This window comes from Agrobacterium sp. LEGMi-208b (genome assembly GCF_059511785.1).
The window spans coordinates 2,821,035-2,836,412 of sequence record NZ_CM183445.1 but is presented as its reverse complement, the minus strand read 5'-3'; the positions used below and the strand labels follow the sequence as shown (position 1 = coordinate 2,836,412).

14 protein-coding genes are annotated in these 15,378 nt (G+C 60.8%); 6 read left to right on the top strand and 8 right to left on the bottom strand.

Translation table 11 applies throughout. The features are described from left to right. The first annotated feature begins 9 nt into the window (after nt 1–9). Together AC5YUO_RS13885 and AC5YUO_RS13880 are read left to right on the top strand one after the other, a co-directional pair. Nucleotides 10–678, top strand: a complete 669-nt coding sequence (locus AC5YUO_RS13885) for a DsbA family oxidoreductase (protein ID WP_496153697.1) — start codon at nt 10–12, stop codon at nt 676–678. Nucleotides 679–729: 51 nt separating this feature from the next. After that, entirely contained in the window at nt 730–1,671 is a 942-nt protein-coding gene (locus AC5YUO_RS13880) for a DMT family transporter (protein ID WP_400816610.1), read from the top strand. A gap of 40 nt (nt 1,672–1,711) precedes the next feature. Here the strand turns inward: AC5YUO_RS13880 and AC5YUO_RS13875 are convergent, their stop codons facing one another. The 3 genes from AC5YUO_RS13875 to AC5YUO_RS13865 form a co-directional block, all read right to left on the bottom strand. Beyond that, nucleotides 1,712–2,050, bottom strand: a complete 339-nt coding sequence (locus tag AC5YUO_RS13875; protein WP_496153696.1) for a hypothetical protein — start codon at nt 2,048–2,050, stop codon at nt 1,712–1,714. Nucleotides 2,051–2,445: 395 nt separating this feature from the next. Continuing rightward, nucleotides 2,446–5,943, bottom strand: a complete 3,498-nt coding sequence (gene mfd / locus AC5YUO_RS13870; protein WP_496153695.1) for a transcription-repair coupling factor — start codon at nt 5,941–5,943, stop codon at nt 2,446–2,448. A gap of 3 nt (nt 5,944–5,946) precedes the next feature. Next, nucleotides 5,947–6,258 (bottom strand): FAD assembly factor SdhE, encoded by a 312-nt coding sequence (locus AC5YUO_RS13865; RefSeq protein ID WP_077982075.1) that lies wholly within the window; start codon nt 6,256–6,258, stop codon nt 5,947–5,949. A gap of 420 nt (nt 6,259–6,678) precedes the next feature. On the opposite strand from AC5YUO_RS13865, the gene recG reads away from it, so the two are divergent. Genes recG through AC5YUO_RS13845 form a run of 4 tightly spaced genes read left to right on the top strand, consistent with a single transcriptional unit; the run spans nt 6,679 to nt 9,761 of the window. Next, nucleotides 6,679–8,784, top strand: a complete 2,106-nt coding sequence (gene recG, locus AC5YUO_RS13860) for an ATP-dependent DNA helicase RecG (RefSeq protein WP_496153694.1) — start codon at nt 6,679–6,681, stop codon at nt 8,782–8,784. 12 nt (nt 8,785–8,796) lie between these two features. Beyond that, nucleotides 8,797–9,069 carry a hypothetical protein gene (locus tag AC5YUO_RS13855; RefSeq protein ID WP_080834739.1) on the top strand — a complete coding sequence of 91 codons (273 nt, stop codon included), beginning with the start codon at nt 8,797–8,799 and terminating at the stop codon, nt 9,067–9,069. A 54-nt stretch (nt 9,070–9,123) separates the two neighbouring features. Then, on the top strand, nt 9,124–9,381 hold the full coding sequence (locus tag AC5YUO_RS13850) for a type II toxin-antitoxin system Phd/YefM family antitoxin (protein ID WP_496153693.1): 258 nt from the start codon (nt 9,124–9,126) through the stop codon (nt 9,379–9,381). Next, nucleotides 9,378–9,761: a type II toxin-antitoxin system VapC family toxin gene (locus AC5YUO_RS13845; RefSeq protein ID WP_496153692.1), complete on the top strand. Its 384-nt coding sequence runs from the start codon at nt 9,378–9,380 to the stop codon at nt 9,759–9,761. Before AC5YUO_RS13850 ends, AC5YUO_RS13845 begins: the two co-directional genes overlap by 4 nt. Before the next feature lie 3 nt (nt 9,762–9,764). Here AC5YUO_RS13845 and AC5YUO_RS13840 read toward each other — a convergent pair whose 3' ends face one another. From AC5YUO_RS13840 to AC5YUO_RS13820, 5 genes are all read right to left on the bottom strand, one after another. Continuing rightward, entirely contained in the window at nt 9,765–10,433 is a 669-nt protein-coding gene (locus tag AC5YUO_RS13840; protein ID WP_020012801.1) for a DUF502 domain-containing protein, read from the bottom strand. A gap of 13 nt (nt 10,434–10,446) precedes the next feature. Beyond that, nucleotides 10,447–10,950 carry a GNAT family N-acetyltransferase gene (locus AC5YUO_RS13835; protein ID WP_496153691.1) on the bottom strand — a complete coding sequence of 168 codons (504 nt, stop codon included), beginning with the start codon at nt 10,948–10,950 and terminating at the stop codon, nt 10,447–10,449. Continuing rightward, nucleotides 10,947–12,773, bottom strand: a complete 1,827-nt coding sequence (gene glmS / locus AC5YUO_RS13830; RefSeq protein ID WP_400816626.1) for a glutamine--fructose-6-phosphate transaminase (isomerizing) — start codon at nt 12,771–12,773, stop codon at nt 10,947–10,949. Before glmS ends, AC5YUO_RS13835 begins: the two co-directional genes overlap by 4 nt. Before the next feature lie 203 nt (nt 12,774–12,976). Beyond that, nucleotides 12,977–14,338, bottom strand: coding sequence for a bifunctional UDP-N-acetylglucosamine diphosphorylase/glucosamine-1-phosphate N-acetyltransferase GlmU (gene glmU, locus AC5YUO_RS13825; protein ID WP_496153690.1), 1,362 nt, complete (start codon nt 14,336–14,338; stop codon nt 12,977–12,979). A 222-nt stretch (nt 14,339–14,560) separates the two neighbouring features. After that, nucleotides 14,561–15,298, bottom strand: coding sequence for a FadR/GntR family transcriptional regulator (locus AC5YUO_RS13820; protein WP_400816935.1), 738 nt, complete (start codon nt 15,296–15,298; stop codon nt 14,561–14,563). Nucleotides 15,299–15,378: the final 80 nt, after the last annotated feature.

The window sequence follows — 15,378 nt, the reverse complement described above, 5'->3', positions numbered from 1 at the left end:
GATAAAACCATGGAACGCATCGTTATCGACGTCGTATCGGATATGGTCTGCCCGTGGTGTTATCTCGGCAAGGCAAGGCTCGATCTCGCCATTGCCGAGGTGCAGGACGAAATCAGCGTCGACGTGAACTGGCGTCCTTACCGCCTCAACCCGGATTATCCGCCTGAAGGCGTCGACCAGAAAGCCGCTCTCGAGGAAAAGCTCGGCAAGGAGCGCCTGGAACAGGCCCATGCCACGCTGGTACAGCTCGGCAGGGAAGTCGGCATCAATTACGATTTCGATGCGATCAAGATCGGGCCGAATACGCTCGACGCCCATCGGCTGTCGCTCTGGGCGCATTCGGAAGGCCGCGACGTTCAGGAGAAGGTCGTCACCGGCCTGTTCAAGGCCAATTTCGAGGAAGGGCGCAACATCGGCGATCACGCGGTGCTGACCGATGTGGCCGAAAAATCCGGCATGGACGCCAAGGTCGTGGCGCGGCTTCTCGCCTCGGATGCGGACAAGGACACGGTCATCGCCGAAATTGATGCGGCGCAGCAAATGGGTGTCGCCGGCGTGCCGTTTTTCATCATCGACCAGAAATACGCCATAAGCGGTGCACAAACGCCCGACGTCTTGATTGCTGCATTGCGGGATATTGCAAAAATCAAGACGGACGAGCATAGATCGATGAACTGACGGTCAAATCACCGGCGGTTTTCAGCAACTCGATTTTTCGCCGGTGTTTCCGTGTCCGACAAGACCCTGAAAGGCATTCTGCTCGCCTTTGCCGCCTTCGCTGCCTACGCCTGGAGCGATGCCAGCGTTAAACTCATAGAAGGCCAGATTTCGCCGATCGAATCGGCCTTCTTCGGCGCCCTGTTCGGCCTCATCGCCCTGCCCTTCATCCGCAAGCGCAATGATCGCTGGGTGGATGTGGTGAAGACGACGAACCGCCCTTTGTGGATCATCCGTTTTTTTGCCGCCGGCACGGGTGCCGTCGGCAGCGTAACCGCTTTCACCCATCTTTCCATGGCAGAAGCCTTTGCGTTGATCTTCCTGCTGCCTTCCTTCGTCACCATCATGTCGGTGGTGTTTTTGAAAGAACAGGTGGGCATTCGCCGCTGGTCGGCGGTCATCATCGGTTTTCTCGGGGTACTGGTCATCCTGCGTCCGGGCTTTCGCGAACTGGGCGTCGGCCATCTCGGCGCCATCATCGGCGGCTTCAGCGGCGCGCTCAGCATCGTCATCTTCCGCGCCATGGGCCCTTCGGAAAAGAATGTCTCGCTTTATGGTGCCGGCGTGCTGGGCTGTCTCATCATCAGCGGCATCGCCATGGTGCCGACCTTTGTCATGCCAGGCGGAGAGCAATGGCTACTGCTGGCAGGCTATGGCCTGCTCGGCGCACTCGGCAACGTATTGGTGATGTATGCCGCCCAATATGCGCCGGCCGCGATGATCGGCCCGACGCAATATAGCCAGATGCTCTGGGCCATCCTGTTCGGTTATCTGATTTTCGGCGACCGCATCGACGGATGGATGCTGATCGGCATCGCCCTCATCGTCGGCTCCGGCCTGCTGACACTCATCCGCGAGAAGCAGAGGAAAGTGCCGCTGCCCGCCTCGATCGCTGCGACCGACCAGAACGTGGCCGTGGGGATCACGCCGGAAGACGCGCCGCGGACCCTCTAGTCAACGGCGCGTTCCCGCATCGCTGCTTGGGCGGCAGGGCTCAGTCGCAAACCCGTGCGCGATACATGTCACCCCAGGCATTCTGCCGCCAGACGACATGGCAGCGCGGATATACCGGCTGATAGATCACCGGAGGGCCGTAAACCGGCGGACCATAAAAGGGATCGCCGTAATAGGGGCCGCCATAGGAATGCCGCGCCCCGGCGACGATAGCGCCGCCGATAATTGCGCCCGCAATTCCCGCGGCAATGCCGGCGCCGCCATGCCCGTGTCCGAAATGGTTGCGTGCTTCCGCCTGGCCGGTGGTGGCAATTGTGGTGCCCGCAATTGTCAAAGCAACCAGACCTGCGGTGACGAACCTGTTTATGTTGGTCCACATCGTCTTGCTCCTTCGTCTTCCCACTCGCGCGTCATATTGGGCGCGGCAGAGGAGATGAAAACAAGACTACGCCCGCCGAAGCTACCGGCGCATGTCCGTTTCATTACATCCCGGTAATGTTTGCTTCAGGTTTTGGCTTTCGGGAGGTTGTTTGTTGACAGCGGATCGAGGGTGGGTGGGGTTTACCCCCTCTGCCCTGCCGGGCATCTCCCCCACAAGGGGGGAGATCGATATACAGCGAGGTTTTGCCCATCTCGACGTTAGAGAATGAAGTGGTGACAGCGCGTCTTGCCGATCTCCCCCCTTGTGGGGGAGATGCCCGGCAGGGCAGAGGGGGGTAAACCCCACCCACCTTCGGTCAGTCGCCAAATGGACAAGCTCCCAAAAGCTCAAATCTACGACCGCGCCAGTTCCGCCAGCTGCGTCATGATCATCGCTGCACCCGTCAGCCGCTTTTCCGGCGTCGGCAGATCGCGGTTGAGGAACAGGCTGTGGTCAGGACGGATTTTCGCCATCGAGCCCTGCTTGCCGATGTAACCGACCAGCGCCGCCGGGTTCGGGAATTCCTTGTTGCGGAACTGCACGACGACGCCCTTCGGCCCGGCATCCAGCTTCTCGACATTGGCGATACGGCAGAGCGACTTGATGTAGACGATCTTGAGAAGATGCTGCACCTCTTTCGGCAGCGGGCCGAAACGGTCGATCATTTCCGCGCCGAAACCGTCGATCTCGCTGATATCGGCAAGCTCGCCGAGACGGCGGTAAAGACCCATGCGCAGATGCAGATCGGGAACGTAATCTTCCGGGATCATGACGGAGGTACCGACGGAGATTTGCGGCGACCAGCCGCTATCCTGCACCTGCTCGTCACCCTTCACCTCTGCCACCGCCTCTTCCAGCATCTGCTGGTAAAGCTCGAAACCGACTTCCTTGATGTGACCGGACTGTTCTTCACCCAAGAGATTGCCCGCACCGCGAATATCGAGGTCGTGGCTCGCCAGCTGGAAACCGGCACCGAGTGTATCGAGCGATTGCAGCACCTTCAGCCGGCGCTCGGCGGTCGTCGTCAGCACCTTGTTGACCGGCAGGGTGAAGAGCGCGAAGGCCCGCACCTTGGACCGGCCGACGCGGCCGCGCAGCTGGTAAAGCTGGGCGAGACCGAACATATCGGCCCGGTGCACGATCAGCGTATTGGCAGTCGGCACGTCGAGGCCGGATTCGACGATGGTGGTCGACAGCAGCACGTCATATTTGCCGTCGTAGAAGGCATTCATGATGTCTTCCAGTTCGCCGGCCGGCATCTGGCCATGCGCCACCGCCACCTTCAGTTCCGGCACATCCGATTGCAGGAACGCGTGAATATCGGCAAGGTCGGCAAGACGCGGGCAAACGTAAAAACTCTGGCCGCCGCGATAATGCTCGCGCATCAGCGTCTCGCGAATGACGAGCGGGTCGAACGGCGAAATGAAGGTGCGCACCGCCATGCGGTCCACCGGCGGCGTGGTGATGAGCGACAACTCACGCACGCCCGTCATGGCCAGCTGCAACGTGCGCGGAATGGGCGTCGCGGATAGCGTCAGCACATGCACGTCGCTCTTCAGCTCCTTCAGGCGCTCTTTGTGCTTGACGCCGAAATGCTGCTCTTCGTCGATGATCAAGAGGCCGAGATTGGCAAAGCTGATGCCCGCGCCAAGCAGCGCATGGGTGCCGACAACGATATCGGTCTTGCCATCCGCCACTTCCTTTTTCGTCAGCGTCAGTTCCTTGGAGCCGACAAGGCGCGAAGCCTGCTGCACCCGGATGGGCAGGCCACGGAAACGTTCCGAGAAAGTGCGGAAATGCTGGCGCGAAAGCAACGTAGTCGGCACCACCACCGCCACCTGCACGCCATTCATGGCGGCGAGGAAAGCGGCGCGCAATGCCACCTCAGTCTTGCCGAAACCGACATCGCCGCAGATAAGGCGATCCATCGGCCGGCCGGCACCGAGATCTTCGCGAATGGCCTCGATGGCGTTCAGCTGGTCTTCCGTCTCATCATAGGGGAAACGGGCGGCGAATTCGTCATAAAGCCCGTCGGGCGCCGCCAGCACCGGCGCATGGCGCACCAGACGCGCGGCTGCGATGCGGATAAGCTCATCGGCCATATCGAGCAGGCGCTTCTTGAGCTTGGCCTTGCGCATCTGCCATGCGCCGCCGCCCAGCTTGTCCAGCTGCGCTTCCGCCGCATCCGAACCGTAACGGGACAGAAGATCGATGTTTTCAACGGGCAGGAACAGCTTGGCGTCGTCGGCATAATGCAGTTCCAGACAGGCCCGCGGCGCACCCGCCGCCTCGATTGTCCGCAGGCCGACGAAGCGGCCGATGCCATGTTCGGCATGGACGACCAGCGAGCCTTCATCCAGCCCCGCCACTTCCGAGATGAAATCCGCGCCGCGCTTGCGACGCTTGGAGCGGCGCACCATGCGGTCGCCGAGAATATCCTGCTCGCCGATAACGGCCAGCGTCCCGGTTTCGAAACCCGCCTCAAGGCTCAGAACCGCCGAGGCCGCCTCGCCCTTGCCGAGCTTCTCCACCTCTTTCAGCGAAGTAACCGGCTTGATCTTCTCAAGCCCGTGCTCGTTAAGCACCTGCAACAGCCGGTCGAGCGAACCTTCCGACCAGCCTGTTATCAGCACCTTCCAGCCCTTGGCGCGGCGTTCGGCAATGTGCTTCACCGCCAGATCGAAAACATTGACCCGCTCTTCGCTCTCGCCCTCGGTTGGCGGACGCGCCCAGCGCGGCCCGACATGGGCGTCAAGCGTGGCGACCGGGCGGCCTTCGCTGTCCTGCTCGTTGAAAGGCGTCAGACGCACCGCATTGACGGCAGCGAGCGCGGCATCGAAGCTCTTTCCATCGAGATAGAGCTGACCGGGCGAAACCGGCTTGTAGGGCGCGCCCTGCGTCGAGCCCTTGGTTTCGCCGGAGCTGCGGCGCGCATCGTAATAATCGAGCACGAGCTTGGAGCGCTCTTTCGCCGCCTCCCGCGCCGTATGATCGGTGACGATGCGGAAATCCTTCAGATAATCGAAGGCAGTTTCCAGCTGCTCGTAAAACAGCGGCAGCCAGTGCTCCATGCCGGCATAACGGCGACCTTCGGAGACGGCCTGATAAAGCGCATCGTCGCGCGTCGCCGCACCGAACAGCGACAGGTAATTCTTGCGGAAACGGCTGATCGTATCCGGCGTCAGCGTCACTTCGCTCATCGGATTCAGATCGAGCGAGCGCGCCTGTCCGATGGTACGCTGGCTGGCCGGATCGAAGGTGCGGATGCTTTCCAGCGTATCGCCGAAGAAATCGAGCCGCACCGGCTCTTCCGTGCCCGGCACGAAGACATCGAGAATACCGCCGCGCACGGCAAATTCACCCACTTCACGCACCGTCGCCACCCGGTCGAAACCGTTGCGCTCCAGCCTTGCTGCAATCTCCTCCATGCGGATCTGATTGCCGGGTCTGGCCGAAAAACCGAGGCTCTCGATAATGTCGCGCGGCGCCATCTTCTGCAGCATGGCGTTGACGGTGACGAGCACGATGGCCGGATGCGGTTTCTTCGCATGGGCAATGAGGCCGGAAAGCGCCGCCAGCCGGCGCGCCGAAGTGTCGGCGCTCGGTGACACGCGGTCATAGGGCAAACAGTCCCAGGCCGGCAACGTCATCACCGGAATGTCAGGCGCGACGAAACCGAGGATCTGTTCGAGATCGGCGACCCGCTGGCCATCCGACATCACATAAGCCACCGACGTGCCCGCCCGCGCCATGTCGGCAAGCAAAAGGGCTTCCATGCCGGAAGGCACGTTTCCGATGGTCAGCGGCGTATCGGCCGACGACACCAGCTTTGCATCGAATCCGGCTATCATGTTTCAGGCTTTCAGGGTGTCAGTGGTGACGAGATCGAAATCGGGACGGTAGGAGGCGATCTTTTCAAACAGCGGTGTCTGGAATTTTTCCGGGATGGCAAGGGCGCCGGTCACCATCTTGACGAGGTCGTTATCCTCTTCCGCCATGATGACTTCCAGCTCGTCGAGCTGCTCATCGGAAAGCCCGGCAATATTGTCTTCCGCGAATTGCCCGAGCACCAGATCCATCTCGCGAATGCCTCGGTGCCAGCAGCGGTAAAGAATCCGCCTGCGTCTCGGATCGAGGTCGGCACTCGTGCGCACCAGTCCAGTCATCGCATTTTCCTTCCCATATGGATCGCCGCGCGTGATTCATTGGTTTCATCTGCGGTTTCATCTGCCGGTCCGTCCCCACCACCCTCATTCCTGTGCCCGTCACAGGAATCCAGCCGACGCGCGTCTGCGCGACGAAAGAAGACCTTTTCAGCCCAAGGACTTGGACTGACTGGATCCCTGTGACAAGCACAGGGATGAGGAAGAGGAGAGCATCGTGAAAAACAGCAGGCTCCGAACTTGCAGCGCGCCCTTCAATCTTTGCCTCGTCTATCGTGACCTCCTATAGAACAAGAAGCGAACGCTTGGGAACCGGTTTTTATCGAAATAATGCCACGGCGATGAAAATCTGCCGGTGATAACCCGCCTTTGTGACCAGCCAAGTCTTGCATAAGCCGCCCCCTTCCCTGATTTTGCTGACCCATGCGCCCGGCCATTCTCGATCCGCTGTTTGCCTCCGTCTCCACCCTTGCCGGTGTGGGGCCGAAGCTCGCCGATCTTCTGGCGAAATTGCTGAGCCGGGAAAGCGCCGACGACACCCGCGTTATCGATCTCCTCTTCCATGCGCCCTCCAACGTCATCGACCGCCGCAACCGCCCCGGCATTGCGCTGGCCAGCCCCGGCGCCATTGTCACCATTCAGGGACGCATCGACCGGCACCAGCCGCCGCCGGCTGGAAACCGCTCCGCACCCTATCGAGTCTTCCTGCATGACGAGACCGGCGAACTGGCGCTGACCTTCTTCCGCGCCAAGGGCGACTGGCTGTCCAAGGCCCTGCCTGTGGATGAGGAGGTTCTCGTCAGCGGCAAGGTGGACTGGTTCAACGGCCGCGCCTCCATGGTGCATCCGGATTTCATGGTGAAGCTGTCAGAGGCGGAGAACCTGCCGCTGGTGGAAGCGGTTTACCCCATGACCGCCGGTCTGTCGCCCAAGGTGCTGCGCCGCGCCATCGAAGGCGGGCTGGCGAAGCTGCCGGTCTTTCCGGAATGGATCGACGAGACGCTGAAAACCCGCCAGGGTTTCGGCGATGTCGCCTCAAGCTTCCGCGAGCTGCACGATCCGCGCGACAGCGCCGATATCGAACCGCAGGCCCCGGCGCGCAGGCGGCTTGCTTATGACGAATTCCTCGCCGGGCAGTTGTCACTCGCATTGGTGCGCCAGCGGCTGCGCAAGGTGGCGGGCCAGCCGATCCGCGCCAGGGGCGATATCGCCGCAAAAATCCTCTCGCAGCTGCCCTTCTCGCTGACGGCAAGCCAGAGCGCCGCGGTGAAGGATATCCTGACCGACATGGCTGGCGAAGACCGCATGTTGCGGCTGCTGCAGGGCGATGTCGGTGCGGGCAAGACGCTGGTGGCGCTGATGGCCATGGCAACGGCGGTGGAGGCCGGCGGACAGGCGGTGCTGATGGCGCCCACCGAAATCCTCGCCCGCCAGCATTACGCCACCATCTCGAAGCTCGCCAATGCCGCCGGCATCACCGTCGAGGTCCTGACCGGCCGCACCAAGGGCAAGGAACGCCGCGAGATCGAGGAGCGCGTCGCATCCGGCGAAGCGCAGATCGTCATCGGCACCCATGCACTGTTTCAGGACAGCGTGACCTACCGGAACCTCGTGCTGGCCGTGGTGGATGAACAGCACCGTTTCGGCGTGCACCAGCGCCTGCGCCTCACCGCCAAGGGCATCACACCGCACATGCTGGTCATGACCGCCACGCCCATTCCGCGCACGCTGGTTCTGGCCGCCTTCGGCGATATGGATGTCTCCAAGCTCACGGAAAAACCTGCGGGCCGCAAACCCATCCAGACGGTCACGATCCCCACGGAACGGATCGGCGATATCGTCGAGCGGCTGCGCGCGGCGCTGAAGGACGGCAAGAAGGCCTATTGGATCTGCCCGCTGGTCGAGGAAACGGAAGAATCCGACCTGATGTCGGCGGAAGAGCGGCACGCCGTGCTTTCGCAGATGCTCGGAGCCAATATCGGCCTCATTCATGGCCGCATGAGCGGCCCGGAGAAAGACGCCGCCATGCTCGCCTTCAAGAGTGGCGAAACCCGGCTGCTGGTGGCGACGACGGTGGTGGAAGTCGGCGTCGATGTGCCCGACGCGACGATCATGGTCATCGAACATGCCGAACGCTTCGGCCTCGCCCAGCTTCACCAGCTGCGTGGTCGCGTGGGGCGCGGCGATGAGGCCTCCACCTGCATCCTGCTCTATAAGGGACCGCTCAGCGAAAACGGCCGCGCCCGGCTTTCCATCCTGCGCGACAGCGAAGACGGCTTCCTGATCGCGGAAGAGGATTTGAAGCTGCGCGGCGAAGGCGAGCTGCTGGGCACCCGCCAGTCCGGCACGCCGGGTTTCCGCATCGCCAGCCTCGAGGCCCACGCCGACCTTCTGGAAATCGCCCGCAAGGACGCGGCCTATGTCATCGAGCGCGACCCGGAACTCACAGGCCCGCGCGGCAATGCGCTGCGCACCCTGCTCTATCTGCACCGCCGCGACGAAGCGATCCGCTTCCTGCATGCTGGCTGAAAGTGAACGCCCATGAACATGATCGACCCCCGCCGCCCGCCGCCCGCCTTCCGCAAGGGCTACGCGCTCTGCTCGCCGCAGAATATCCTGCAGCCTGAGACATTTGCGAAGAGCGCGAAAAAGGCGATCGGCAAGGCGTTCAAGAAACCCGGACGCAAGAAGGCCTGGAGCCAGGCGCTGGAAGAAGGCTGGAGCGTGCGGCTGGTCTATATGCGGCTTTTTGTTCCCGTATTCCACGCGACGAATACGGGAACGGAAGTGGATGATCTGGATGACGAGGATTGATATGGTCCATTGAATGGACTAATACAATGCTAACTTTAACACTTGAGGTTAGCGATGCAGATATCCGTGACGGATGCAAAAAGTCAGCTTACCGAACTGGTGCGCCGCGCCGAAGCCGGTGACGAGGTCATTCTCACCCGTCATGGCCACGCAGCCGTACGGCTGGTTCCGGTCATTGCCGTGGCGGATAAAACATCCCGCAGAGCCGCGCTCGCAAAAGTGCGCGCGACTGTCGCCAACAAAGCCGATGATGGCCCGGATGCCGCGCATAGCCAGGATTTTCTTTATGACGAACACGGCCTTCCGAAATGATCGTTATCGATACGTCGGCTCTGATGGCGATCCTGCTTGATGAACCCAAAGCGGATGCCTGCGCCGCAGCTCTCGAAACAGACGAGCCTCTACTCATTTCCGCCGGTACGCTTGCGGAGGCCATGATCGTGGCGCAGCGGCGCGACCGCAGTCGGGAGCTAGAGATGCTGATCGAAGGTCTGAGCGTCGAAATCAGACCCGTCACCCCCAAATCGGCGCATGGCGTTTCCGAAGCTTACCGCATCTGGGGCAAGGGCATTCATCAAGCCGGGCTGAATTTCGGCGACTGTTTTGCCTACGATTTGGCGAAAACCGAGGGTTGCCCTTTGCTTTATGTCGGCAACGACTTTTCGCAGACAGACATCCCCGGCGTTCTCTAATCGTCAAACCGGCGCGATCATCTTCGGCGGCGTGAAATCCGGCGCCACCAGACCGCCCGAAATCAGCAGTTTCGCCGCATCTTCCGGTGTCATGTCCAGCATCACGATCTTGTCTTTCGGCACGAACAGCAGGAAACCCGCCGTCGGCACCGGGGTCGGCGGCAGGAAGACGGCGACCATCTGCTGGCCCATCTCGTTGAAACGATGCGCAAGCTCGCCCTTGGCCTCGGAGGCGACGAACACCATCGCCCAGGTACCGGATGAGGGAAACTCGATCAGGCCGACCTTCTTGAAGGAGTTCGAATGCTCCTTGAGGACGGATTCGAACAGCTGCTTGATGCTCTTGTAGATCGGCCGGACCAGCGGCATGCGGTTGAGGATGGATTCGCCGACGCCGAAAATCCATTTGCCGATGAGGTTATTACCGAGAAAGCCGATGAGCGTGATGCCGATGACGGCGATCAGCAGACCGAAACCGGGTATCGCCACATCGAAATATTGCTCGGGATCGTAACGGGCCGGAATATAGGGTTTCACCCAGCTATCGGCCCATTGCAGGAAACTCCACACCAGCCACATGGTGATGGTGACGGGCGCGAGGATCAGAACGCCCGTGAGGAAACTATTGCGCAGGCGGGCTGCGAATGAAATTTTGACTGGAATATCGGTCATTTACCGTTCGGAATTAAGCGTTGTCGCCATCGAAACCCGGATGAAAACCGACAATGCCGGATGGAGTTCCACCATGCAAGCGAAGAACTGTGAAATATTCGTCAGGAATCCCTTCCGCATTCACCCCTTCGACATGGCGAAAACCGAAGCGGCCATAGTAGTCCGGATCCCCCGCGACAACCACGCCGGAAGCGTTCAGACGCTCCAGAACGGCTAGCCCGTCCCGCACCAGCCCGGAGCCGACGCCCTGTCCCTGGCGTTCCGGTGTCACGGAAAGCGGCGCGAGGCAGAACCAGCCGGTCTCGCCGCTGGTGAGCGTCACCGGCGAGAAGCCGACATGGCCGATGATGCCTTCGCTGTCCTCGGCAACCAGTGAAACGGTGAGCGCATCCGCCTTACGCAGTCGCTCGACGATCAGATGTTCCGTCTTGTCGCTATAATCGACGTTACGGAAAGCCTCTTCCGTAACACGAGCGATCGCGTCCTCATCGCCCTGCCGCTCCGGCCGGATGATCATTCCACCGTCACCGATTTCGCCAGATTGCGCGGCTGGTCCACATCCGTGCCCATGAAGACGGCGGTGTGATAGGCCAGCAGCTGGATCGGCAGCGAGAAGACCATCGGCGCGATCAGCTCATCGACATTAGGCAGCGTGATCGTCGCCATGGTGTCGAGCTTGGAAGCGGCGGCACCCTTCTCGTCGGTGATGAAGATGATGCGGCCACCGCGCGCGGCGACCTCCTGCATATTCGAAACCGTCTTTTCGAAGAAACGGTCATGCGGGGCAATGACGATAACAGGCATGTTCTCGTCGATCAGCGCGATAGGCCCATGCTTCAGCTCGCCTGCGGCATAACCTTCGGCGTGAATATAGGAGATTTCCTTGAGCTTCAGCGCGCCTTCCAGTGCCAGCGGGAAGCTGGTGCCGCGGCCGAGATAAAGCACGTCCTTGAAACGCGACAGATCGCGAGACAGCGCCTCGATCTGCGGCTGAATGCTGTTCAGAACCTTGCTCATGATGCGCGGCATCTCGGTCAGATGGCGAACCAGTTCGGTTTCCTGCTGGGGCGTGATCGTGCCGCGCGCTTTTCCGGCAGCAACGGCAAGCGAAGCGAGCACGGCAAGCTGGCAGGTGAACGCCTTGGTGGAGGCCACGCCGATTTCCGGACCGGCAAGAATCGGGAAGATCGCGTCGGATTCGCGCGCCATGGTGGATTCGCGCGTATTGACCACCGCGCCGATCTTCAGCCCCTCCTGCTGGCAATAACGCAGGGCCGCCAGCGTATCGGCGGTCTCGCCCGATTGCGAAATGAACAGTGCCGCCTGCGTGGGAACAAGCGGGATTTCGCGGTAACGGAATTCCGAGGCGACATCGATTTCCACCGGGAGACGCGCATAACGCTCGAACCAGTATTTGCCGATCAGGCCGGACAGATAGGCGGTGCCGCAGGCGGAAATGGCAAGGCCGGAAAGCTTGGCGAAATCGATTGCCTTGTCGGCTTCCTTGACGGTCTTGCTGGCGAAATCCACGTAATGGCTGAGCGCGTGGGAAATGACTTCCGGCTGCTCGTAGATTTCCTTTTCCATGAAGTGGCGATGGTTGCCCTTGTCGACCACATAGGCCGTCGCCTGCGAGATCTGCCGCTCGCGCTTCACCGGCTTGCCGGAGAAATCGATGATCTCGGCACCCTGCCGGGTCACGATGGCGCAGTCGCCATCCACCAGATAGGTGATCTCGTTGGTGAAGGGCGAAAGCGCGATGGCGTCGGAACCAAGGAACATTTCCCCCCGACCGTAACCGACGGCAAGCGGCGGGCCGGAACGGGCCGAAAGCAACGTGCCGGGATCGTCCTTGAACATGACGACCAGCGCATAGGCGCCCGTCACGCGATTCAGCATCTTCAGCATCGCCTCGCGATGGCCAAGACCCTCGCGGGTATATTTCGCCAGAAGCTGCGCCACCACTTCGGTATCGGTCTGGGTGGTGAAACTCGCGCCCTCGGCGGTCAGTTCCTCGCGCAGTTCCGCGAAGTTCTCGATGATGCCATTATGGACGACGGCGACGCCGTCGACGAAATGCGGATGGGCATTGGTTTCGTTCGGAACGCCATGGGTCGCCCAGCGGGTGTGGGCAATGCCGACGACGCCCGGCAGCGGCTCTTCCGAAAGCCTTTTTTCCAGATTGAACAGCTTGCCTTCCGCCCGGCGGCGATCCATCGCGCCATTGTCGATGGTGGCGACACCCGCCGAATCGTAACCGCGATATTCGAGACGCTTCAGCGCATCGACAAGCCGTTCAGCAACGGGCTGGGTTCCGACAATTCCGACAATTCCGCACATATATTTCTCCAGACGGCGATCTCTTCGCCGAAACTTTCAGAGCATTTTCGCATTTCCCTGAAATGCAAAAAACTCAACCTTTTTGTTCTGACGCATTTCCGGACGTAAAACCGCTGCACACTTTTACTGGAAATGCTTTAATCGTTTCCCTGAAATCGGCAATTACGCCGCCGGTCACTTTCGGTATCGCTCGGTAACGTCTTTCAAGAGGATTTTTTCTTCGCTTCCTTCAGCGCTTTTGCCCGCTCGCGCACCACGGTTGCCCGGCCAGGCTTCACTTCCTGACGTGCACGTCCAAACGCCAGCGCTTCGGCCGGCACATCATCGGTAATCACGCTGCCGGAGGCGATATAGGCCCCTTCCCCGATCGTCACGGGAGCGACCAGCGACGAGTTCGAGCCGATAAAGCTGTTCGCACCGATGCGCGTTTCGGCCTTGTTGTAGCCGTCGTAATTGCAGGTGATGGTGCCCGCACCGATATTGCTGCCCGCGCCGATGAAGGCATCGCCGATATAGGTCAGATGATTGACCTTGGCGCCCTCGCCGATCTCGGCCTTCTTGACCTCGCAGAAATTGCCCACCTTGGCGTTGGCATGCAGGTTTGCGCCCGGCCGCAGCCGCGCATAGGGGCCAACAGCCGCACCTTCCGCCACATGCGCCCCTTCCAGATGCGAAAACGCATGGATGACGGCGCCCGGCTCGATGGTGACGCCGGGACCGATGACGACATTCGGTTCGATCAAAACGTCCTGACCGATCTTCGTGTCATAGGACAGAAACACGGTTTCGGGCGCAATCATCGAAACACCCTCCACCATCAATTCGTGACGGCGTCGCTCCTGCCAGAGCTTCTCGATAAGGGCCAGTTCGGCGCGGTTGTTGCAGCCGACCAGTTCCGTTTCGGGCGCATCGATGGCGACGGCGCGGCGGCCGAGGGAACGGGCGATCTCGACCACGTCGGTCAGATAATATTCGCCCTTTACATTGGCATTGCCGATCCGGTCGAGAAGGTCCAATGCATTGCGGCCGTTGATGGCCATCAATCCGCTATTGCACCAGGTGACCTTACGCTCCGCATCGGTCGCATCCTTCTCCTCGCGGATGGCGACAAGTTCGCCATCCTTGACCAGAAGCCGGCCGTAGCCGGTCGGGCGATCGGTATGGAAACCGATGACAGCGACATCGGCGCCGGCGGCAATCGCCTCACGCGCCCGGTCGAGCGTTGCGGAGGTGATGAGCGGTACATCGCCATAAGCGACGATGAGATCGTCGAAACCGCGTTCGATGGCTGCGCGCGCGGCAAGGACCGCATGGCCGGTGCCCTTGCGTTCCGTCTGCAGGAAAGCTTCGACCTGAAGGCCCTTCATGCTTGCGGCCGCAGTGACATTGTCGGCATCGCGCCCGACCACCAGCGACACCGTACCGACGCCCGATCCAGCCACCGCCTCAATCACGTGCGCGATCATCGGACGCCCGGCGACCGGATGCAGCACCTTCGATTTCGACGATTTCATGCGCGTGCTGTCGCCCGCTGCGAGAATAACGGCTAGAGAGCTGCGCTCCATAAGACCTCCAACACCCCGTTAGCGGCTGCCTGGCAGCCGGTACAGCGGCATATGTTTGACTTCACGCCGTCCGCAGAACGAACGGGCGCATCGGTAATTTCATTCCGGAATTGCTATAACGGCGGCCCACTTAAGAAACCATGCAAATCTGCACCAAATTTCCGCAGCGATTTTCATCAAACGTGATTGCAACGGGATCGCATCCCGCTCGCAGGGCCTGATTTATCGCCGGGGGTTGCGGGCCGTGAATTCCAGCACCTGCTGGCGGCCATTTTCAATCAGCCTTTCCATCTCGCGGCGCGCTGCGGCTTCGTCGCGCAGGCGAAACGCCTCGACAAGCCGCAAGTGGGAGGCGGACACGTCGGAAATCTCGTTGGGATCGGTTTCCGGGTTGCTCATCCGGAAAATGCCCGCCAGCGCCGCCTTTATCAGCGAACCGACGGTGCGCATGAACGGGTTACCGGACATTTCGGTGATGAGGACATGAAAGTTCATATCCGCAAGCGCCCGCTTTTCCTTGGAATAGGCCGTATTGCCCATCTCATTGGCATAGGCGGCAAGCTTGGCGATATCGGTATCCTTTGCCCTGATGGCGGCAAGCCCTGCGCCATAGGGCTCGAAAGCCTTGCGGATATCGTAGAGATGCAGCAGGAACTCGTCGCTCACGCCCGCCTCGAAATGCCAGAGCAGCACCTCGCTGTCGAACATGTTCCAGCTTTCGCGCTCCGTCACCCGGGTGCCGATACGCGCCTTCGGCGAAATCATGCCCTTGGCGGTCAGCGTCTTCATCGCTTCGCGCAGTACCGTGCGCGATACTTTCAGCCGCTCCATCAGCTCGGCATCACCCGGCAGGATGTCACCCGTCTTGAAGGTGCCGGAGACGATATCGAGACCGATCTTGTGAACGACCTGTGCATGATTTGTCCGCAGTTTTCGAAAACCGATCGCCGCATCGAGCATTCCGCGCTGCAAATGTCATGTCCTTCCGTTCGGCTGGCGATCTCAAAAATCGCGCCAGACGTGTGTATCTCAAGTCAGAC